18 protein-coding genes are annotated in these 19937 nt (G+C 73.2%); 8 read left to right on the top strand and 10 right to left on the bottom strand.

The window, feature by feature from the left end; translation table 11 throughout:
* Genes CP984_RS32660 through CP984_RS32650 form a run of 3 tightly spaced genes read left to right on the top strand, consistent with a single transcriptional unit; the run spans position 1 to position 2326 of the window.
* Entirely contained in the window at positions 1 to 300 is a 300-nt protein-coding gene (locus CP984_RS32660) for a hypothetical protein (protein ID WP_003985108.1), read from the top strand.
* A complete protein-coding gene (locus CP984_RS32655) occupies positions 297 to 1604 on the top strand; it encodes a putative T7SS-secreted protein (RefSeq protein WP_003985109.1) in 1308 nt (435 codons plus the stop codon). The genes CP984_RS32660 and CP984_RS32655 overlap by 4 nt, the downstream gene beginning before the upstream one ends.
* Entirely contained in the window at positions 1604 to 2326 is a 723-nt protein-coding gene (locus CP984_RS32650; RefSeq protein ID WP_003985110.1) for a hypothetical protein, read from the top strand. Before CP984_RS32655 ends, CP984_RS32650 begins: the two co-directional genes overlap by 1 nt.
* Before the next feature lie 86 nt (positions 2327 to 2412).
* Here CP984_RS32650 and CP984_RS32645 read toward each other — a convergent pair whose 3' ends face one another.
* From CP984_RS32645 to CP984_RS32620, 6 genes are all read right to left on the bottom strand, one after another.
* Complete coding sequence (locus tag CP984_RS32645) at positions 2413 to 3495, bottom strand: Zn-dependent alcohol dehydrogenase (protein ID WP_003985111.1); 1083 nt, start codon at positions 3493 to 3495, stop codon at positions 2413 to 2415.
* 76 nt (positions 3496 to 3571) lie between these two features.
* Positions 3572 to 4990 (bottom strand): aldehyde dehydrogenase family protein, encoded by a 1419-nt coding sequence (locus CP984_RS32640; RefSeq protein WP_003985112.1) that lies wholly within the window; start codon positions 4988 to 4990, stop codon positions 3572 to 3574.
* Positions 4991 to 5785: 795 nt separating this feature from the next.
* Complete coding sequence (locus CP984_RS32635; RefSeq protein ID WP_003985113.1) at positions 5786 to 6697, bottom strand: NAD(P)-dependent oxidoreductase; 912 nt, start codon at positions 6695 to 6697, stop codon at positions 5786 to 5788.
* Positions 6698 to 6834: 137 nt separating this feature from the next.
* On the bottom strand, positions 6835 to 7605 hold the full coding sequence (locus CP984_RS32630; protein ID WP_003985114.1) for a class I SAM-dependent methyltransferase: 771 nt from the start codon (positions 7603 to 7605) through the stop codon (positions 6835 to 6837).
* 67 nt (positions 7606 to 7672) lie between these two features.
* Positions 7673 to 8965 carry an MFS transporter gene (locus tag CP984_RS32625; protein ID WP_003985115.1) on the bottom strand — a complete coding sequence of 431 codons (1293 nt, stop codon included), beginning with the start codon at positions 8963 to 8965 and terminating at the stop codon, positions 7673 to 7675.
* 3 nt (positions 8966 to 8968) lie between these two features.
* Positions 8969 to 10471 carry a CitMHS family transporter gene (locus tag CP984_RS32620; RefSeq protein WP_003985116.1) on the bottom strand — a complete coding sequence of 501 codons (1503 nt, stop codon included), beginning with the start codon at positions 10469 to 10471 and terminating at the stop codon, positions 8969 to 8971.
* A gap of 256 nt (positions 10472 to 10727) precedes the next feature.
* On the opposite strand from CP984_RS32620, the gene hmgA reads away from it, so the two are divergent.
* From hmgA to CP984_RS32605, 3 genes are all read left to right on the top strand, one after another.
* Complete coding sequence (gene hmgA / locus CP984_RS32615) at positions 10728 to 12053, top strand: homogentisate 1,2-dioxygenase (protein ID WP_003985117.1); 1326 nt, start codon at positions 10728 to 10730, stop codon at positions 12051 to 12053.
* Positions 12054 to 12131: 78 nt separating this feature from the next.
* Entirely contained in the window at positions 12132 to 12881 is a 750-nt protein-coding gene (locus tag CP984_RS32610) for a GntR family transcriptional regulator (RefSeq protein ID WP_003985118.1), read from the top strand.
* Positions 12882 to 12950: 69 nt separating this feature from the next.
* Positions 12951 to 13820: a poly-gamma-glutamate hydrolase family protein gene (locus CP984_RS32605; protein WP_030178821.1), complete on the top strand. Its 870-nt coding sequence runs from the start codon at positions 12951 to 12953 to the stop codon at positions 13818 to 13820.
* Positions 13821 to 13871: 51 nt separating this feature from the next.
* Here CP984_RS32605 and CP984_RS32600 read toward each other — a convergent pair whose 3' ends face one another.
* Entirely contained in the window at positions 13872 to 15233 is a 1362-nt protein-coding gene (locus CP984_RS32600) for an MFS transporter (protein ID WP_003985120.1), read from the bottom strand.
* Positions 15234 to 15470: 237 nt separating this feature from the next.
* Between CP984_RS32600 and CP984_RS32595 the strand changes: the two genes are divergently transcribed.
* Positions 15471 to 16673, top strand: a complete 1203-nt coding sequence (locus CP984_RS32595) for a type ISP restriction/modification enzyme (protein ID WP_226048849.1) — start codon at positions 15471 to 15473, stop codon at positions 16671 to 16673.
* A 73-nt stretch (positions 16674 to 16746) separates the two neighbouring features.
* Positions 16747 to 17976: a CaiB/BaiF CoA transferase family protein gene (locus CP984_RS32590; protein WP_003987402.1), complete on the top strand. Its 1230-nt coding sequence runs from the start codon at positions 16747 to 16749 to the stop codon at positions 17974 to 17976.
* A 24-nt stretch (positions 17977 to 18000) separates the two neighbouring features.
* Here the strand turns inward: CP984_RS32590 and CP984_RS32585 are convergent, their stop codons facing one another.
* From CP984_RS32585 to sigK, 3 genes are all read right to left on the bottom strand, one after another.
* Entirely contained in the window at positions 18001 to 18264 is a 264-nt protein-coding gene (locus tag CP984_RS32585) for a hypothetical protein (RefSeq protein ID WP_030178836.1), read from the bottom strand.
* 134 nt (positions 18265 to 18398) lie between these two features.
* Positions 18399 to 19241 (bottom strand): anti-sigma factor, encoded by an 843-nt coding sequence (locus CP984_RS32580; protein WP_050504572.1) that lies wholly within the window; start codon positions 19239 to 19241, stop codon positions 18399 to 18401.
* Positions 19238 to 19804, bottom strand: coding sequence for an ECF RNA polymerase sigma factor SigK (sigK, locus tag CP984_RS32575; RefSeq protein WP_030178838.1), 567 nt, complete (start codon positions 19802 to 19804; stop codon positions 19238 to 19240). The genes CP984_RS32580 and sigK overlap by 4 nt, the downstream gene beginning before the upstream one ends.
* Positions 19805 to 19937: the final 133 nt, after the last annotated feature.

Here is a 19937-nt window from a genome sequence, read left to right as displayed (position 1 = left end):
ATGGCCGACTTCACTGTAAGCCTTTCCGAACTGCGCAGACTCAAGAAGAAGCTTGAGGACAGCGAGAAGCAACTCGAAGAGGCGCTGCGCCGGATGCTGGAAACCGGCCCGAAGAACCTGGGCAAGCGCTCGCTCGACAAAGCCTGTGAGGACTTCCACGACGACTGGGAGCACGGGCTGAAAGAGACGAAGAAGCGCCTGAAAACACTGAATGAAGCACTCCCGGCGATCATCAAGGCTTATGAGGAAACCGAGGACGGGATCCAGGAGGGCTTCAAGAAGGCAGGGGGAAAGAAATGAGTGACGACTGGAGCGGGCTCGGCTGGAATCCCACCCCTGGTCATCCGCATCTGGCGACCAACCTGGCCGACAACCTCAAACGGGCCGCCGAAACCCTGCAGAGCACCCACGACCTCCTGGATTCCCTGGACAAGGAGAGCTCCTACTGGAGCGGCGACGCGGCCAGGGCCTTCGCCGAAAAAGTGGCCGACCTCCCCGACTACCTGAAGAAGGCGCACGCCTCCTTGAAGGACGCGGGTGGCGAGCTGGCGAAGTGGAGCGACTCCCTGCACGACATGAAAGTGAAGGCCCGCAACTACGAGGAAGACGCCAAGGACGCCAGAAAGAAGGCCGAACGGGCCGAGCAGGAACACCGGGCCGCACTGGCGAGCCCCGACCTCGGTCTGGCCGGACAGCACTTCGAGACGGAAGCCGAACTCAGCAGCGCCCAGCACCGCCTCGACGCCGCGCAGGGGAAGGTGAACAGCGCGGCCACCACCCTGGACAACGCCCGCGCGAAACTCCAGGATCTGATCGACGACGCCAAGAACCTGGAGAGCCGGCACGGTGAGACGGCCCAGGAACACGCCGACCGGATCCGTAAGTGCGCCAGTGACCACGCTCCCGACGGCGGTCTCTGGTCCGGTCTGAAGGACTGGTGGGACGAACACGGCGGAGATCTGCTCACCATCGCCGCAACCGTGGCCGGGATCGCCGCCATCTTCGTACCCGTACTGGCGCCGGTCGCCATCGGGCTCAGCCTCGCCGCGGCGGCGGTGCACGCCAACCAGTACATCAGGAGCGGCAAGGACATGTGGCCCCCCACCTCGAAGAACCTCGGCGAGTGGGCCACCCTCGGCGGTGACCTCCTCGGTGCCGTGCCCGGTGTCGGCCCGGCCTGCCGTGGGGCGAAGGCCGCCATCACGTCCGGCAGGTCCGCCTTCTCCGCGGCACGCGGTGCGGGCGCCGCGACCCGGAGCGCTTCCGCCGTGTCCCAGGCCGTGCGCACCGGCGGCTCGCACTTCTCGGGTTTCGCCAAAGCCGTCGACCCGTCGAACCGGGTCATCGCCGGCCCCGTGGAGTGGGCGGCCGGGAAGCTCGGCTCCTCCAGTGCCGCGGGAGTCATGGCCGCCGATGTCACGCAGGCCGTCGTCAGCGGAGGTCTCGCGGTCCCCACCGCCATGACCCTCGACATGGGGTGGTCGCACAGCGACGCCACCACGGACGCCGCCACCAAGGGCACCGAGTACAACGACGGGCTGGTCGGTGCGGGCATGGCGGTCGACCCGATCAAGAAGATCTTCTCCGTCGCCAAGGCCCTGTGATGCGGCCCGACCTCCCCGCTTCCGCCCCGGGCGAACCGATTCCCCTGTGGTACGTGCTGCCCGACGGCTTTCATCCGGTCGACCTGGCCGCCGACCCGCAGCCCCGGATGGAGGAGAGTTTCGACCGGCTCTCTGCGGCCCACCCCTCGGCGACGACGGACCAGTTGGTCGCCGGTGTGCTCAGCTTCGAGAGCGCACTGGGCAGGATGGTGGCGGACGGGCTGGTCCACTTCAGCTCCTTCGCCCTGCGCACGGAGGACGACGGCCTGCTGACCGGGCTCTGCCAGATCTTTGTGGTGGACCGCGTTCCGGGAGACCCCAACCTCTACCCCCGCCAGGTCCTCAAGGCGCAGCGAACGGACGATGCGGCCTCCGCGCCGCACCGGGCCATCGTTCCCCTGCCCTGCGGCCCGGCGGCCGTCACGGTCTGCGACCGCGTCGTCCCGGTGCCGGGCGCCTGTTTCGGCGTCGCGGCGGACGGCGCGACGGAAGTGCGTTCCGTCACCTTCGACATCGCTTTCCCCGGGGCTCCGGAGGCTGCGGCTCTCACCCTGACCACCGAGGCCCTGGAGTACGAGGAGGAGTTCCTGGAGATAGCCACCCTAGTCGCCGCGGGCATCTCGTTCACGCCGCCTACGGACGCGCCCTCGCCGGATCTCGACGTATCCGTGGCGACGGGCGGCCCGAACGCCGGGGAAGACATCCGCAGCGTCTTCGGCTGACCCCATCAGCCCCGCCACCACCACCGCACCCCAGCCAGCGACAGCCAAGGCAACATCGCCACCATGGGCGCGATGCCCCGCCCGGCTCAGAAGACAATCAACGCGCGCCCTCCCCTGCCCTCCCGCATCGCCTGGAACGCGGCGGGGATGCCGTCGAGGGTGATGTGCTCGGTGACCATGCCGGACAGGTCGAGGGCGCCGGTGCGTACGTGTTCGGCGATGTGTGGCAGGTCGGTGGCGGGGTTGCTGTTGCCGTAGACGCAGCCGGAGAGTGTGCGGCCGAAGTAGAAGAGTTCCAGGGCGGAAAATGTGACCTGCTGGTCCTGGCCGCCGATGCCGACGACCGTGGTGCGGCCGCCGCGCCGGGTGGACGACCAGGCCGTACGGATCGTGTCCGCGCGGCCTACGCACTCGATCGCCACGTCCGCGCCGTGGCCGCCGGTGAGTTCGCGTATGCGCTTGGCGGTGTCGTCGGAGGCGAGCAGGAATTCGGTGGCGCCCGCCGCGCGGGCCAGTTCCTCCTTCGCCGGGGAGACGTCCACGGCCACGATCGGGCCCGCGCCCGCGATCCGTGCGGCCTGGAGGGTGGCCAGGCCCACGCCGCCCGCGCCGAACACCGCGACCGACTCCCCGGCCCGTACCCGCGCGCTGTGCTGCACGGCGCCCCACCCGGTCAGCACGGCGCAGCCCAGCAGCGCCGCGTCGGTGAGCGGGACGCCGGGCGGCAGCGGCAGTGCGGCGTGGGCGGGGACGACCGTCTCCTCGGCGAAGACGGCGGTGCCCAGGCCCGGGTGGAGGTCGGTACCGTCGGCGGCCAGCTTGGCGTACGGGGTGGCCGCCGCCGCCCCGGAGTTGGCGCACAGCCAGGGCTCGCCCAGACCGCAGAAGTGGCAGTCGCCGCAGGACGGGGCCCAGTTCAGGACGACCTGGTCACCCGGCGCGAGCGTGTCCACGCCCGCGCCGACGGCGGTGACGGTGCCCGCGCCCTCGTGCCCGAGGACGGCGGGCACGGGCTGCCGCAGCGTTCCGTCGGACAGCGACAGGTCGGAGTGGCAGACACCGGCCGCCGCGAGCCGGACGCGCACCTGGCCCGGCCCGGGTCCGGGCAGTTCGATCTCGGCGACCTCCAGGGGGGCGCCCACGGCGGTCAGTACGGCGGCACGAGTCATGCGGTGGTGGCTCCCTGGTCTGTGGGCGGTACGGGTAGGGGTACAGGGCGGTACGGTACGGCCGCGGGGGCCGCGCTCAGAGCTGGAGCGACTTGGTCTGGAGGTATTCGCTCAGGCCGTGCGGGCCCAGTTCCCGGCCGATGCCGGACTGCTTGTAGCCGCCGAACGGGGCGAGCGGGTTGAAGCGCCCGCCGTTGATGTCGACCTGGCCGGTGTCCAGGCGCCGCGCGAAGGCGACCGCCTCGTCCTCGTCGCCGGCCCAGACGGCGCCCGCCAGGCCGTAGACCGTGCCGTTGGCGATCCGTACGGCCTCGTCCTCGTCCCCGTACGGCAGGACCGCGACGACCGGGCCGAAGATCTCCTCCTGCGCGATGGTCATGTCGGGGGTGACGTCGGCGAAGAGCGTCGGGCGGACGTAGTAGCCCAGGGCGCGCCCCTCGGGGGCTTCCGGGCCGCCCGCGACGAGCCGGGCACCCTCCTCGATGCCGCGCTCGATGTAGCCGCGGACGCGGTCGCGCTGGGTGGCGCTGACGACCGGGCCCAGGCGGCTGTCGCCGTCCAGCGGGTCGCCCGGTACGTACTTGGCGATGGCGGCGGCGGCCAGTTCCACGGCCTCGTCGTACCGGTCGGCGGGCACCAGTACGCGGGTCCAGGCGCTGCACGTCTGGCCGGAGTTGGCCATGACGTTGGCGATGCCGACGCCCACCGCCTTGGCCAGGTCGGCGCTGGGCAGTACGACGTTGGCGGACTTGCCGCCGAGTTCGAGGGCGCAGCGCTTGACGGCGGCACCGGCGATGGCGCCGATCTTCTTGCCGACGGCGGTGGAGCCGGTGAAGGAGACCAGGTCCACGTCCGGGTGCTCGGCCAGCGCCTGTCCCGCGACCGGGCCGAGGCCGGTGACCAGGTTGAACACACCGGCCGGCAGGCCCGCCGCGTCCACGCACTCGGCGAAGAGCTGGGCGCTCAGCGGGGTGTTCTCGGCAGGCTTGAGGACGATCGTGCAGCCCGCCGCCAGTGCCGGGGCGACCTTGGCGACGATCTGGTGGAGCGGGTAGTTCCAGGGGGTGATGGCACCGACGACGCCGACCGGTTCGTGCAGGACGGTGGAGGTGCCGATCTTCTCCTCGAAGGGGTGGGTGGCGGCCAGTTCGGCGTACGAGCCGCACACCGCGACCGGGACGGCGGCCTGTACCGCCTTGCTGAACGCCAGCGGCGCGCCCAGCTCGGCGGTGATCGTCTCGGCGATCTCCGCGGCGCGCCCGGCGAGTTGGTCGCGCAGCGCGGTCAGCCGGGCGGCGCGTTCGGCGGGCGCGGTGCGGGACCAGGCGGGCAGGGCGGCACGGGCGGCCCGTACCGCCGCGTCCACGTCCTCGGCGGTGCCGGCCGGGACGGTGGCGATGACCCGCTCGTCGGCCGGGTTGACGACGTCGATGGTGTCCGTCCCGGCGGCGGGCCGCCAGCTCCCGTCGATGTACATAGCGTCGTGCTGCTTCACGTCGTCGCCCTCCCACGCCGGTTGAGGTCCCACGAGCCCCGAAGGTACTCGCCGGCCCCAAACTAGCGGTGGTAGTTTTCCGCCGCCAGCCCCTCCCCGGCCACCCGGCGCCGCGCCGCGATCTCCCCTGTGGACCGCGGCGCGAACCCGGCTTGTGACGGGCGCGAGCGCGGAGCGACGCTGAGCGCATGAGGTGCCGGCCCCGGTTCGCACGGGCCCCCGCCACCCGGTACGCGACGCCGCTCGCCCGGGGCGCAGCGCTGATCGCCTGCGTACTCGCCCTGTTGGTGACGGCGGGGTGCGACTCCGGCGGGGAAGCGGGGAAGGGCGGCGGGGAGCGGCACGGGCGGGTGCCGTCCGGCCGCGTCCCTCCACCCCTACCGGAGCTACGGCGAACTCCGCGCCGAAGGCACCGGCGGCCTGCTGGTATGAGGGCTGGTCTTCGAGGCTTCCCGTACGAGCGGGCCCGCGACGTTCACGACCCGCGACGTACACAAGATCGTCTGGCGGGTGACCGGCAAGGGGCCGCTGCACCTCACCCTCACCGGCCCGGACGGCCGCACCCGGCGCCCCGAGTGGCTCGAACCGCACGGCGCTTCCAGCTACCGGCGCCCCGGCGACGAGTGGGGAAGCGGCCTGCGCTTCCCCGCCCCCCGGCTGCTGGCACATCCGCCTCACCCGCACCACCGGTTCCGCCCCCATCCCGGTGACCGCCGTCCCCTGACCGGCGGCCGGACGCCTCAGGCGTACGCCGCGCGGCTCGGACGTACGTCGGGCACCTCGTACGGCGGCACCTCAGGCGTACGCCCCCCGCATCGCCTCCGTCACCCGTACGAACTCCGACTCCCCGTGTCCGGCGGCGATCGTGCGGTCCATCAGCGCCTTGAGCGCGTCGAGCACATCGGTGTTGACGCCGCGGTCCCGGGACGCCTCGACGATGTGCGCGATGCCCGCCGCCTCCATGACGATGTTGCCCTCCCCCGCGCCGTCGAGCCGCCCGCCGACGAGGTCGTCGGCCATGCCCTTCGCGATCGGCGGGAAGATGCCCGTGATCACGTCCAGGAACGGGGCCAGGTCCGTGGCCGGGACGCCTTCCTCCCCGGCCAGCGTGAAGGCGTGCGCGAGGCCCGCCATGCCGGAGTAGAAGAAGCTGAGCATCGCCAGGTCGTAGACCGCCGCGACGCCGTGGTCCGTGCCGAGGAAGGGCGCCTTGCCGCCCAGCGCCTTCAGCGTCTCCTCGTACGTGTCGAAGGCCCGCCGCGAGCCGCTGTAGAGGACCGTCGCCTCCGGTGTGCCGATGACCGGCGTCGGCACCATGATCGCCCCGTCCAGGTACTCGACGCCGTGCCCGGCGGCCCACTCGGCGGCGCGCCGGGAGCGTACCGGGGTGTCGGAGGTGAGGTTGACCAGCACCCGCCCGGCCAGGTCGGCGCCGACCGGCTCCAGGATGCGGTGGCTGACCTCGTAGTCCACGACGCAGACGACGATCAGCGGACTGGCGGCCACCGCCTCGGCGACGCTCCCGGCCCGTACGGCGCCGCGGGCGACCAGCTCGTCGGCCTTGTGCTCGGAGCGGTTCCATACGGTGGTGGGGTGTCCGGCCTTGAGGAAGGCGCCGGCCAGCGCCCGGCCCATCGCGCCGAGGCCGAGCACGGTCACGGGGGTCTTGCCGGAGTCGGTGGACGGGTTGGTGGGGGTGGCTGCCATGGATGCGCTCCAACGGTTCGGCGGGCCGGCCCGCTGCCGGGCCCGTCTGGTGTCACCACCCTGCCGAGCAGCGCTTATGGATCGCTTCGGGTGTGCTTCGGGTGCGCTTCGGGGACTCCCGGGCGGGCGTCCGCGGCTCAGCACCGCGCCGTCAGCAGCGGCTGGAAGTAGCCGCTGTCCGCCGGTTCGTGCCACGCGAGGCGTTCGAACCCCGCGGCCTCGACGAAGCCGCCGACCTGGTCCCGGGTCAGGGCCCACGAGGTGGTCCGCCGGCTGCGCACCTCCCAGGTGTCGCCGCGCGGCAGCAGCTGGATCAGGTCGAAGTCGTAGTGCTCGCCGTCCTCGTGCCACTCCCACAGTTGCAGCGTGACGGCCCGGCCGCCGTCCGGCAGGCGGGTGACGCGGGCGGGCAGCACCTCGCGGCGCTCGCGGCGGGCGTCCTCGTACGCGCGCATGCCGAGCAGGAGCTGGCCGCCGGGCCGCAGCACCCGCCGCATCGCGGCGAGGGCCGTCCGTACGTCGTCGGGCGTGGTCAGGTGGGCCAGGGAGTTGTCGGCGCACACCACCGCGTCGAACCGGGCGTCGTGGAAGGGCAGCCGGCGCATGTCGGCGGCGGCCGCCGGCAGGGACAGGCCGCGGGCGGCGGCCTCGGCGACGGCGCGGGCCACCGCGACCGGGCTCAGGTCCGTCCCGGTGACGGCGTGCCCGGCCGCCGCGAGGCCGATCGCCTGTGTGCCGATGCCGCAGGCGCAGTCGAGGACGCGGTGCGGCCGGTCGCCGAGCGCGTCCCGTAGGTGTGCGTCGAGGGCGCGGCCCTGCTGGGCCACCGCGGCCGGCCAGTCCGGGTACAGCAGGTCGTAGGTCGCGGCGAGTTGGTCGAAGAACCGGGCGAGCGACGGGTCCGCCATGGGGTCACCGTAGTGCGGCGGACCGCGGCTTTCACCGGGTAGCGCGGGTTCCGCCGCCGGGGGCCGGTCAGGGGCGTTCGGCGGGGGACGGTGCCACCTGTGGCCCGTCGGCGGCCGCGCATCTGGTGCCGTCCCTTTTCGTACGCACCACCCCGCGCCCCTGCGGCCGGACGGCCGTCGCCGCCGAGGCCGGCAGCAGGACGGCCAGCATCGCGAACGGCGCGGCGGTACCGGCCAGTCCGGCCAGCAGGCCCGCCGTGGCGGGGGCCGCGACCTGGCCGAGGCGGTTGCCGGTCAGGCGCAGCGCCAGCGCCGTACTGCGCGCGGCCTCCGGGGCGGCCTGGACGACCGTGGTCATGGACAGGGGCTGGCCGACGCCGAGGCAGAAGCCGAGGACGGCGAGCATCAGCGCCAGCGCCGGGACGGGTACGGGCAGCGCCAGTCCGGCGCAGAGCAGTCCGGCGAGCGCGCAGCTGCCCGCCATCAGGGCGGTACGGCCGAGGAGGCGGATCATCGGCGTCATGACCAGCCGGCAGGCGATGGTGGCCGCCGCGCGCAGGCTGAGCAGCGCCCCGACGGTGGTGGGCGCGATGCCCCGGTCCTCGCCGACGACGGGGAGGTAGGCGGTGAGGATGTCGGTCGCGGAGAGCACCGCCAGGCTCATGAAGATCCCGGCCGGGACGCCGCGGGTGCGCAGGATGGCCCATACGGAGGCACGGGGCGACGCCGCCGTACGGTCCTGGGCGGGCCGCGCGGCCCCGGGGGCCGCCGCACGGGGTTCCGGCCGGTGTTCCAGCCGCCACAGGGACGCGTAGGAGAAGGCGGCGAGGCCACCGGCGGCCAGGAGGGCGGTGGCGCTGGTGGGCCCCATCGCGCCGTCGTGTCCGGAGACCACCAGCCCGGCGGCGGCCGGGCCGACGAGCTGGCCGAGCGAGGCGCCGATGGTGAAGTGGCCGAAGTTGCGGTCGCGTTCGTCGGGGGCGCTGCGGCGCGCGACGATGGACTGGGCGCCGATGACGAAGCACAGGTGGCCCAGGCCCATCACCCCGCTCCAGGCGGCCATCGCGGGCAGCGAGCCCGCCACGCCGCTCAGCGCGCAGCCGCCGGTGATCAGGGCGACGCCCAGGACGAGCAGCGGCGCGCAGCGGCCGTGGTCGGTACGGCGGCCGAGCGGTACGGCCACCAGCAGCGGCAGCAGCGCGTACACCGCCGTGATCACGCCGATGGCCCGCTCGTCGGCGCCCAGCGCCAGCGCCCGGTAGGAGACGGCGGGCCGGGCCATGCTCACCGCCGACTGGGCGCAGGCGAAGGTCAGGACCAGGCGCAGCAGCCAGCCCCGGCCGGGCGTCACGGTGCCCACCGCTCAGATGATCCCGTACAGCAGGCCGGCCGCGAGCACGACCAGGGAGGTCAGCGCCGCCCACTTCACGGTGAACCGGGTGTGGTCGCCGAACTCCACCTTCGCCATGCCGACCAGCACATAGACGGCGGGGACCAGCGGGCTGGACATGTGCAGCGCCTGGCCGACGAGGGAGGCGCGGGCGATCTCCAGGGCGCCCACGCCGTGGGCGGCGCCCGCCTCGGCGAGGATCGGGACGATGCCGAAGTAGAAGCCGTCGTTGGACATGAAGTACGTGAGCGGGATGCTCAGGACGCCGGTGACGAGACCCATGTGCGGACCGAGCCCGTCCGGGATGCCGTCGACCAGCCAGCGGGCCATGTGCTCGACCATGCCGGTGCCGGTCAGGACGCCGGTGAAGACGGCGGCGGCGAAGACCATGCCGGAGACGTTCAGGACGTTCTCGGCGTGCGCGGCGATCCGGGCCTTCTGATCGGCCATGTGCGGGAAGTTGACGGTGAGCGCGAGGGCCGCGCCCAGGAGGAAGAGCACCGGGATGGGCAGCGTCTGGAGGACGAGCAGGACCAGCAGCGCGACGGTGAGCGCGGCGTTGAACCAGTAGAGCCTGGGGCGCAGCGTCGGCCGGTGCGGGTCCAGGCCCTGGAAGTCGTCGGCGGGGGCGGGCTCGGTGGCAGTGGCAGTGGCTCCGGTCCCGGCGTGCGCCGTACCGCCCCCGCCGCCCGCCGTCGCGCCGCGGCCCTTGCCCGTACGGATCGACACCGTACGGAACACACTCGTACGCACCCGGGCTCCGAAGCCCCCGCCCGCGCCGGCGAGCACCGGCTCACCCGCCGCCGGCTCGGGCACCGCCCGCTCCGTAGCGGTCCCGGTCCCGGCCCCGTCCAGCGTGAGCAGCCCCAGCCGCTTGCGCTCGCGGCGCCCGAGGACGTACGCGAGCAGGAAGACCGCGACCAGGCCGGTGGCCAGCGCCGGGACCATGGGGACGAAGATGTCGCCGGCGTCCAGCTTGAGGGCGGTGGCGGCGCGGGCGGTCGGGCCGCCCCAGGGGACGGTGTTCATCACGCCGTTGGCGGTGGCGGCGACGCCCGTCATGACCACCAGGCTCATCTTCAGGCGGCGGTAGAGCGGGTAGAGCGCGGACACCGTGATCATGAAGGTGGTGGAGCCGTCGCCGTCCAGCGAGACGATCGTGGCGAGCAGCGCGGTGCCGACCACGATGCGTACCGGGTCCGCCTTGCAGAACCGCAGGATGCCCCGGACGACCGGGTCGAAGAGCCCTACGTCGATCATCACGCCGAAGTAGATGATGGCGAACATGAGCATCGCGGCGGTCGGCGCCAGGTCGCCCACGCCCTTGAGGACGTATGCGCCGAGGTGCGCCCCCTTGCCCACCAGGACGCAGAACAGCGCGGGAATCAGGATGAGCGCTGCCATCGGCGACATCTTCTTCATCATGATCAGCACCAGGAAGGTGGCGATCATGACGAATCCGAGGATTGTCAGCATGGGGGTACCTCACGTTCGCCCTTGAACACGCCCGGGACGGCGGTGAAGCGACGGTAGGTGGCCGAAACTTTCGTTAACAAGGTCTTGACGCGCGAGCAATACGAGCAAAACACGAGGCAGCGGCGGCGGTGTGCGGCCGGCCCCCGTCCGGCCCGCGCCCGCCGGACGTGGCCGAGAGTCTCCGTTGACGGGCCGGGGCCGCAATCCTAAGGTCCTCCATAGGATTGCTGGATTCCTCGATCGGCGGGAGCGCGCGATGACAGGCACGGGCAGCGAACGGGCGAGAAAGACGGCCGAGGGGCTCGCGTACTCCTCGGGTTTCGGCAACGAGCACAGCTCGGAGGCGGTCACCGGCGCCCTGCCGGTCGGCCGCAACTCCCCCCAGCGCGCGCCCCTGGGGCTGTACGCGGAGCAGCTGAGCGGTTCGGCCTTCACCGAGCCGCGCGCCCACAACCGCCGTACGTGGCTCTACCGCATCCGCCCGTCCGCCGCGCACCCGGCGTTCGAGCGGACGGACAACGGCGCGCTCCGCGGCGCGCCCTTCACCGAGACGGCGCCCGACCCCAACCGGCTGCGCTGGAACCCGTTGCCCGAGCCCGGGGCCCCCACCGACTTCCTGGCCGGACTGTGGACCCTCGGCGGCAACGGCGACGCCACCCAGCGCACCGGAATGGCCATCCACCTCTACCACGCCAACGCCTCCATGGAGCGGCGGGTGTTCAGCGACGCGGACGGCGAGCTGCTGATCGTGCCCGAGCACGGCGGCCTGCTGATCCGCACCGAACTGGGCCTGCTGCGCGCCGAGCCGGGGCATGTCGCGCTGATCCCGCGCGGCGTCCGCTTCCGCGTCGAACTGCTCGACGCCACCGCGCGCGGGTACGTCTGCGAGAACTACGGGCAGCCGTTCCAGCTCCCCGACCTCGGCCCGATCGGCGCCAACGGGCTGGCCAACGCGCGGGACTTCCTCGCGCCGACCGCCGCGTACGAGGACGAGGAGGGCCCCTACGAGGTCGTCAACAAGTTCTGCGGCAACCTCTGGAAGGCGACCTACGGCCACTCGCCGCTGGACGTCGTGGCATGGCACGGCAACCACGTCCCGTACGTCTACGACCTGCGCCGCTTCAACGTCATCGGCTCGATCAGCTATGACCACCCGGACCCGTCGATCTTCACCGTGCTGACCTCGCCGTCCGACACCCCGGGCCTGGCGGGCGTGGACTTCGTGGTCTTCGCGCCGCGCTGGCTGGTCGGCGAGGACACCTTCCGGCCGCCGTACTTCCACCGGAACGTGATGAGCGAGTACATGGGCCTGATCGAGGGCGCCTACGACGCCAAGGCGGAGGGCTTCGTGCCGGGCGGCGGCTCGCTGCACAACATGATGTCCGCGCACGGCCCGGACCGGGAGACCTTCGAGCGGGCGAGCGCGGCCGAGCTGAAGCCGCAGAAGATCGACGACGGGCTGGCGTTCATGTTCGAGACCCGCTGGCCGGTCACCCTCACCGGGCAGGCCGCGGGCGCCGACCACCTGCAGAGCGGCTACGACCGGGTATGGCAAGGTCTTGAGCGCCACTTCCGTCCCTGAGGGCCCGCGTGTCCGGCGCCATACCGCCGGACACAGGCCCTGACCGGAAACCGCCCGGCCCCTGATACGGAGTCGACGTTGACCACCTTCGCCCCCGACTCGCTGGACCTGAACCGCAAGCTGCCGCTGTGGTACCAGGTCTCGCAGTCGCTGCGCGCGTCCATACTCGGCCGCTCCCCCGGCGCCCCGCTGCGCCTGCCGACCGAGGACGCGCTCGCCGCCCACTACGGCGTGAGCGTGCTGACCATGCGCCAGGCGCTCAAGGAGCTGGAGACGGAGGGGCTGATCACGCGGCACCGCAGGCGCGGGACGTTCATCGAGCCGAGCGCGCGGCGCGGGTCGCCCGTGCGGCTGCTCGGTTCGGTGGACGCGATCGTGGCCCAGCAGTCCGGGATGAGCACCGAACTGCTCGGCCACGGCACGGCCGCCGTGCCTGCCGAACTGGCGGAGTACTTCCCCGGCCTGGCGGAGGTCGCCACGTACCGCAGGCTGCGCAGCGACGAGAAGACCGGCGAGCCGACGAACCACGCGGTCAACTTCCTCCACCCGGACGTCGCCGCGCGCGTGGACCTCGCGGACCTGGAGCGCTGGCCGATGACGAAGGTGCTGCGGGACGCGGTGGGCGTGGCCATCAGCCGCATCACCGACACGGTCGAGGCGCGGCTGGCGGACCCGGAGACCGCCCGCCTGCTCCAGGTGCCGCTGCTCAGCCCGATCCTGCACTACACGGGCATCACCTACGACCAGGACGGACGGGTGGTGGACGTGGCCCGCATCCACTACCGGGGGGACCGTTTCTCCTTCACGGTGACGCTGGACGCGCACTGAGCCGGGTCCGGCCCGCGAAGTCCCGCCCCGGTGCGCGCGCTGACGGCGCGACAGGTCAAGATGTGCGGCATGTCACTCATCAACCGGCGTACGGTCCTCACCGCCGCCCTCGGCGCGGCAGCCATCAGCAGCACTCCCCTCGTGACGGGCCTGGGGGCTGCCAAGGCCCATGCCACGTCCGAGGGGGACGTGTACGACTCCAACACAGATCTGTACAAGAAGCTCTCCGGTCAGGAGGGCATCCAGTTCTCGCGCCGGTACAGACGGCATGAGCTGCTCGACAACGAGCGGGGAGAGAGACACCCGTACCACCGCACGACGATCATGGCGCTGCACGGCGGCGGCATCGAGAAGGGCACCTCCGAGCTGTGCCTGGGCATCGCGGGCTACCGGCCCGACACCCTGGCGGCGCTCTTCCCGGGCGAGCCGGTGTACGACTACTGGATGTTCGAGGGACTACGGCTGCCCAGCATGAACCTGGGTTCCAACCGCGAACTGCACGTCACCGCGAAGCACTGCGACGACCACGTCGCGCTCTCCATGGCGGCCTCCAGCCTCAACGTCCTGAGCCTGCACGGGTGCACCGCCGAACAGGCCGGGGTGCGCGGCGGCCAGGACCCCAAGGTGGTCGTGGTCGGCGGCCTGAACGCCGCTTTCAAGAAGCTGCTTCACGAAGAGCTGGGCAAGCACTTCAAGACGGTGGACGGTGACGACTTCCCGGACCTGGCCGGCGTCCACCCCGAGAACCCGTGCAACCGCACCATGCTCGGCAAGGGCGGTCAGCTGGAACTCAGCACCGAACTGCGCGAGTCCTTCTTCGGCAAGGACACGCTGGACGGACGCGCCGGCAGCACCACCGAGGAGTTCAAGGCGTTCGCCGGCGCGTGCCGCAAGGCGATCATCCGCCTGGAGTCCCGCGCCGACCAGGTCATTCTCTGAACACCGCGGGCGGTGACGGTTCGCCGTCCCGCCCGCCTTCAGGACGCCCCCTCAGATCCGCTCCAGGCTCCGTCCCGTACTGCGCGGCCCCAGCAGCGCCACGTCCAGGCACAGCAGCACCATCAGCGCGGCCGAGCCGGTGAAGACCGCGCCCGGTCCCAGGGCGTCCAGCACGGTCAGCGCGACGAACGGCAGTATCACCGAGGTGAGCCGGGACAGTGAGTAGGCGATCCCGATGGCGCTGCTGCGCAGGCCGGTCGGGAAGATCTCGGTCTGGTAGACGTGGAAGGCGTTGGAGAAGACGTTGCTGCACACGGTCAGTGCGAAGCCGGCGCCCACGATCAGCCAGCCCGCGCCGGCGAAGCCGAAGGCCAGGCCGCACGCCGCCATGCCCAGCGCGGAGGCGATGATCAGTGTCTTGCGCTCGATGCGGTCGATGAGCGGTACGGACAGCGCCGAACCGAGCGGATAGCCGCAGAAGCTGAGCGCCGCGTAGCTCAGCGACGCGGTGACGGTGTGACCCTTGGCGGTCAGCACGACCGGCGCCAGCGACCCGAACCCGTAGTAGCCGACGGTCTGCAGGACCTGGAAGATCCACCACATGAGCGTGCGGCGCCGGTGGTCGCCGCGGAACATCTCGCCCAGCGGGACGCGGCGCTGCGGCACCTCCGCCGCCACCGCGACCGACGGCAGCGTCTCGCCGGTCTCCCGCGCGACGCGCTCCTCGATGTCCGTGACGATCTTCGCCGCCTCCTCCTCCCGCCCGTGCACGGCCAGCCAGCGTGGCGATTCGGGCAGCCGGGCGCGCATGAGCTGGATGAACGCCGCCCCCAGCGCGCCCGCCACCAGCAGCCAGCGCCAGCCCTCGACGCCGAACAGCTCGCGGGTGGCGACCAGGCGGGCGCCGACGAAGGCGGCCACGGGCACGCCGAGGAAGCCGAAGGTGTAGGCCCAGGCGATGTACCGGCCGCGTACGGCGCGCGGCAGGAACTCGGCGAGGTAGGTGTCCACGAGGATCAGTTCGGCACCGAGGCCGAGCCCGGCCAGGAAGCGCAGCGCGATCAGCCATTCGGCGTTCGGCGCGAAGGCGCACAGCAGCGAACACAGCGAGTACGCGCCCAGGTTGACCAGGAACATCCGCCGCCGTCCGAACCGGTCCGCGAGCACCGACAGGACGCCCGCGCCCACGAACATGCCCAGGAACCCGGCGGCGATCACCCACGACTTGGTGGTGTGGTCCAGGTGCCACCGCTCGGCGAGCACCGCGGCCAGCACCCCGCCGAGGAAGATCTCGTAGAGGTCGAAGAAGGCGCCGACGCCGACGGTCAGGGTCAGGCGGCGATGCCAGCGCGACGGCGGCAGCCGGTCCAGCCGGGCCCCCGTCCGCGCCCCGGCGAGCTGCGTTGCGGTCATGGCGCTTCCTCCCGGCGGACGGCGGCGGCATGGGCGTGCGGTGGCGGCACGGTCGTACGGCCAGGACCGTACCCGTCGGTGATCACTCGGAAAAGCCCCCCTCCGGCCGCCGCCGTTACGATGCCCCCAGGCAACCGAGCGCACCGAAGGTCCAGGGAGGGCGACCGCGTGACGGTGACACAGGCCACGGGGAGCGGCGGCGGCAGGCTCGCGGCGGCGCCCCGGCTCGATGACCTGATGCCCTGGTCGGTGGCGCCGCTGCGGCTCGGCCGCGGCTGGGTGATGGCCCCGGACGCCGCCTCCCTGCGGGCCCGCTGGGCGGCGCTGCACGAGGCCGGTGACGACGCGCGCGAGCGGCTGTTCCGGCCCAGCCGCGCCCGTACGCTGCGCACCGCCGTGCCGCAGCTCCCCGGCCAGGCCACGCCGACCGGCCGCCTCGCGCACGGCGGCGGCCCGTGCCCCGACCCGGTGCGCGTGCTGCACGGCCCGTACGACCAGCAGTGGCTGCTGCCCGACCACCGGCTGATCGACGCGGCCCGTCCCGAGCTGTGGCGGGTCGCGGACGGGCGGCAGGTGTTCGTGGTGGAGCTGGGGCACGTGCCGCAGACGGAGGGTCCGGCGCTGGTGGCGTCCGCGCTGCTGCCGGACGGCAGGTCGCCCGCCGGGCGGCCCGGCCGTATCCGCCCGCTCTACCGGCGGCCCGGCGGCAGCGAACCCAACCTCGCCCCTGGGCTGACGGAGCTGCTCGCCCGCCGCCTGGACCGGCCGGTCGGCGCCGCGGAGGTGCTGGCCTGGACGGTGGCGAGCGCCCGCCCCACGCCGTCCGGCGCGGTCGTACCGCTGACCGCCGACGCCGGGGTGTGGGAGGACGGCGTCGCGCTGGGCGAGCGGCTGCTGTGGCTCCAGACGAGGGGCGCACGGGGTGAAGGGACGGCGTACGGGGCGCGCGCCGGCGACCGCCCCCGGATGCCCGGCGGCCGGCGGCCCTACGTACGCGCCCCGCTTCCCGCCCACGGGCTGCCCGGCAGCATCGACCACCTGCCGGACGAGGAGGCGCTTCTCCTCGGCCCCGGGCGGATCTCCCCCGTGCCTCCGGCGGCCTGGGAGTTCGAGGCGGGCGGTGTGCGCGTACTGGAGGCGTGGTTCGAGCGCCGGGCCGCCCCGGCGGCCGACCCGGAGGGACTGGAGGCGGTACGGCCCAGCGCCTGGCCCCAGGAGTGGACCACCGAACTGCTGGAGTTGATCACGGTGCTGTCGCTGGTGGGCGAAGTGCGTCCGGCGCAGGAGGCGTTGCACCGGCGTACGGCGGACGGGCCGCGCGTCGAGGCGTCCGAGCTGCGCGCGGCGGGCGTGCTGCCGCCGCCCGCCGCGGCCCGCCGCCCCGCCTCCGTCCTTGATCACCACGAAGAGGGCCCGGAGGGGCAGTTCGCCCTGCTGTGACCGGCCCAGCTGTGACGCGGCCGTGCGGGCCCGCGCGTTGCCCGGCGGGCGGCGGCGGGTAGGTGCTCCGACCATGGACCACACGACGGATCACACCGCCCCGGACCGCACCCCCCAGCCGCCGCCCCTGGAGGGCATCACCGTCGTGGGCGTCGAGCAGGCCGTGGCCGCGCCGTTCGCCACCCGGCAGCTCGCCGACCTCGGCGCCCGGGTGATCAAGGTGGAGCGGCCGGACGGCGGCGACTTCGCCCGTGCCTACGACACCTCGGTACGCGGGCTGGCCTCGCACTTCGTGTGGGCCAACCGCGGCAAGGAGTCCCTGGCGCTGGACCTCAAGGACCCGCGCGGGCGCGAACTGCTGGAGCAACTGCTCTCCGGAGCGGACGTATTCGTGCAGAACCTGGCGCAGGGCGCGGCCGCGCGGCTCGGGCTGGACGCGGCGTCGCTGTGCGCCCGCCACCCGCGCCTGGTCGCCGTGGACATCTCCGGGTACGGCGCCGACGGCCCGTACGCGCACAAGCGGGCCTACGACATGCTCGTCCAGTGCGAGGCCGGGCTGGTCTCGCTGACCGGGACGCCGGAGGCACCCGCGAAGGCCGGGATACCGGCGGCGGACATCGCGGCGGCGATGTACGCCTTCTCCGGTGTGCTGGCCGCGCTGCTGCGCCGCGGCACGACGGGCCGCGGCGGCCCGGTGGAGGTCACGATGCTGGACGCGCTCGCCGAGTGGCTGGGACACCCGCTCTACTTCGGGATGTACGGAGGCACGCCCCCAGCGCGCACGGGTGTCGCGCACGCCGTCATCGCGCCGTACAACGCCTATCCGACGGCGGACGGGCAGCCGGTGCTGCTGTCCGTGCAGAACGACCGGGAGTGGGGGCGGCTGGCGCGGCAGGTGCTGGGGCGGCCCGAACTGGCCGACGATCCGGCGTTCGCGACGAATGTGGCGCGTACCGGCAACCGGGACAAGACGGACCGAGTGGTGGGTGAGGCACTGGCCGGGATGGCGGTGGAGGAGGCCGTACGACGGCTGGAGGAGGCGGGGATCGCCTGTGCGCGGCTGAACGGGGTGACGGAGCTGGCCGGGCATCCGCAGTTCGCGGCGCGCGACCGCTGGCGGGAGGTGGGGTCACCGGTGGGGCCGCTGCGCGCGCTGCTGCCGCCGATCACGCTGCCCGGGAGCGCCGGGCCCGAGCTGGGGAATGTCCCGGCCCTGGGCGAGCACACCGACGCGCTGCTGAGCGCTCTGGGTCTGACGAGCGAGCGGATCGCAGCGCTGCGCCGGGACGGTGTGATCGCCTGAGGGGCCGGGACCGGTGGCCGTGGTTCAGCTGTGACTGCCGAACAGCGACCGGCGCAGCCTGCGCAGCGGGGCGAACAGCGACACCCTGGCGCCGCGGCTCGTCCTCGTGCGCGCGTGGTCACGAGCGGTGAGCTCCTGCATCAACGACGTCGCACCCTCCGACTCGCGCTGCGGGACGGCGGGTCCGCCCAGCACCGCGAGATGACGGTCGAGCCGCGCGCTGGACGCGCCGCTTCCGCAACTGATCGCAGGCACTCGTGGCCTGCTGCGCATTGTTATCTGTTCCATGACACTCCCCACCCGTACGAGGGCACCCGGCCCCGGGCAGGGTAACCCTATCTCTCTCCCGTGGCACGCGCGCGGCCCGGTCACCAGGATTCACCTCCCGCGCACCGACGTTGACGGCACCTTGTGGATCACTGTCAGCCGAGGGCGAGTTGGATGAGTACCGAGGTCGTGGGCCTGACGGAGCCGCCGGCCGGCTCCAGGGTGACCGCGAGCCGGTCCGCGGGGCCGCTGCCGCCGTGCCGAAGATCACGTACGACGGCGGGGCCCGCGGTGCGGGTCCGCGGGTCGTACGACAGCACACCGGCCGAGCGGGCCGTCGGGAGCCCGTCGCGCATGCGCCACAACTGGTACGCGTGCCCGGCGGGCGGCAGGGGCAATCCGGCGGCGTTCACCACGGCCTGGTCCATCTCGGCCGATTCGACCGCGCTCAGCGACCGCCCGCCGATCGGACGGCCGGAGACGGCCAGCGCGTCCGGCGCGGCCAGCACCGCGTTCACGGACCGCGTCACGGCGCGCTGCCGGTCCAGTTCACTGTCCGTACGGATCAGCTGGAAGGCGAGCAGGGCGCTGACGAGCAGGCTCAATGCGGCGACCGCCCCGGCGAGGCGGGTGCCGTACCGGGCGGACAGCCGCGGGCCCCGCGCGCGGGCGGGACGCGGGTCCCCGGGTGCGGGCACCGGCTCGGCGGGCCGCGGGACCACGGCCTCCTGCGGGGTGGCCAGCGCGGCGGTCAGTACGCGGGCGCGCAGACCGGCGGGGGCGGGGCGGGCGGCGGCGCGGGCCAGCCAGGTGGCGTCCTCGGACAGGACGCGGAGCTGGGCCGCGCAGTCCGGGCAGCGGCGCAAGTGCCGTTCGAAGCGGCAGCGTTCGCGCGGGCCGAGGGCGTCGAGGGCGTACGGGGCGGCCAGGGTGTGGGCGCCCCGCCGTCCGGCGCGCAGCGCGTCACGGAGGGCCGCGGGCGGCGGGCGGCGGCTCATCCGGCGGCCGCCAGGCAGTCGCGCAGCCGGGCCAGCCCGTCGCGCAGCCGGGACTTGACCGTGCCGAGCGGTACGGCCAGCCGACGGGCCACCTCGCGGTGGGTGTAGCCGTCGTAGTACGCGAGGGTGACCGACTGGCGCTGCAGAGAGGTGAGCCGTTCCAGGCACCGGCGCACCCACTCGCGTTCGAAGGCCCCCTCGACCTGCTCGGCCACCTCGTCGAAGGCGGTCACCACGGACCGGCGCGCGGCCCGCTCCTCGCGCTCGCTCGCGGCCCGCGCCGAGCGCACCCGGTCCACCGCCCTGCGGTGGGCGAGGGTGAGGATCCACGACAGGCCGCTGCCGCGCCCGGGGTCGTACCGGTGGGCCCGCCGCCAGATCTCCAGCAGCACCTCTTGTGTCACCTCCTCGGCCTGCGCGCTGTCCCGCAGCACCCGCCGGGCCATGCCGAAGACCGGCGCCGACACCAGGTCGTACAGCTCCTCGAAGGCGCCGTGGTCGCCGCGCGCGACCAGCGGCAGCAGCACCTCGGCACCGCGCCCGGCGGCCGTTTCGGACTTCACGCGCCCTCACCCCGTTCCCGTGACGACCGGTCATTGTCCCGCCGTGGTGGGTTCGGGGCGAGACGCGCGGCGGACCGGTCCGGCAGGCGCCCGGTTTCCGCGGACGCGGCACCCATCCGTACGGAACGGGGCC

Source organism: Streptomyces rimosus, assembly GCF_008704655.1.
GTDB classification, from domain to species: Bacteria; Actinomycetota; Actinomycetes; order Streptomycetales; family Streptomycetaceae; genus Streptomyces; species Streptomyces rimosus.
Note: the sequence above shows the minus strand (reverse complement) of the source record. Positions and strands in the feature narration are given on the sequence as shown.

Bases quoted from the DNA above. Each gene is read 5' to 3' on its own strand.
- CP984_RS32630 (WP_003985114.1), bottom strand. From the start codon at position 7,605: ATGGCGGACCCGTCGCTCGCCCGGTTCTTCGACCAACTCGCCGCGACC.
- CP984_RS32635 (WP_003985113.1), bottom strand. From the start codon at position 6,697: ATGGCAGCCACCCCCACCAACCCGTCCACCGACTCCGGCAAGACCCCC.
- CP984_RS32590 (WP_003987402.1), top strand. From the start codon at position 16,747: ATGGACCACACGACGGATCACACCGCCCCGGACCGCACCCCCCAGCCG.
- hmgA (WP_003985117.1), top strand. From the start codon at position 10,728: ATGACAGGCACGGGCAGCGAACGGGCGAGAAAGACGGCCGAGGGGCTC.
- CP984_RS32600 (WP_003985120.1), bottom strand. From the start codon at position 15,233: ATGACCGCAACGCAGCTCGCCGGGGCGCGGACGGGGGCCCGGCTGGAC.
- CP984_RS32660 (WP_003985108.1), top strand. From the start codon at position 1: ATGGCCGACTTCACTGTAAGCCTTTCCGAACTGCGCAGACTCAAGAAG.
- CP984_RS32595 (WP_226048849.1), top strand. From the start codon at position 15,471: ATGCCCTGGTCGGTGGCGCCGCTGCGGCTCGGCCGCGGCTGGGTGATG.
- CP984_RS32620 (WP_003985116.1), bottom strand. From the start codon at position 10,471: ATGCTGACAATCCTCGGATTCGTCATGATCGCCACCTTCCTGGTGCTG.
- CP984_RS32585 (WP_030178836.1), bottom strand. From the start codon at position 18,264: ATGGAACAGATAACAATGCGCAGCAGGCCACGAGTGCCTGCGATCAGT.
- CP984_RS32580 (WP_050504572.1), bottom strand. From the start codon at position 19,241: ATGAGCCGCCGCCCGCCGCCCGCGGCCCTCCGTGACGCGCTGCGCGCC.
- CP984_RS32655 (WP_003985109.1), top strand. From the start codon at position 297: ATGAGTGACGACTGGAGCGGGCTCGGCTGGAATCCCACCCCTGGTCAT.
- CP984_RS32645 (WP_003985111.1), bottom strand. From the start codon at position 3,495: ATGACTCGTGCCGCCGTACTGACCGCCGTGGGCGCCCCCCTGGAGGTC.
- CP984_RS32605 (WP_030178821.1), top strand. From the start codon at position 12,951: ATGTCACTCATCAACCGGCGTACGGTCCTCACCGCCGCCCTCGGCGCG.
- CP984_RS32650 (WP_003985110.1), top strand. From the start codon at position 1,604: ATGCGGCCCGACCTCCCCGCTTCCGCCCCGGGCGAACCGATTCCCCTG.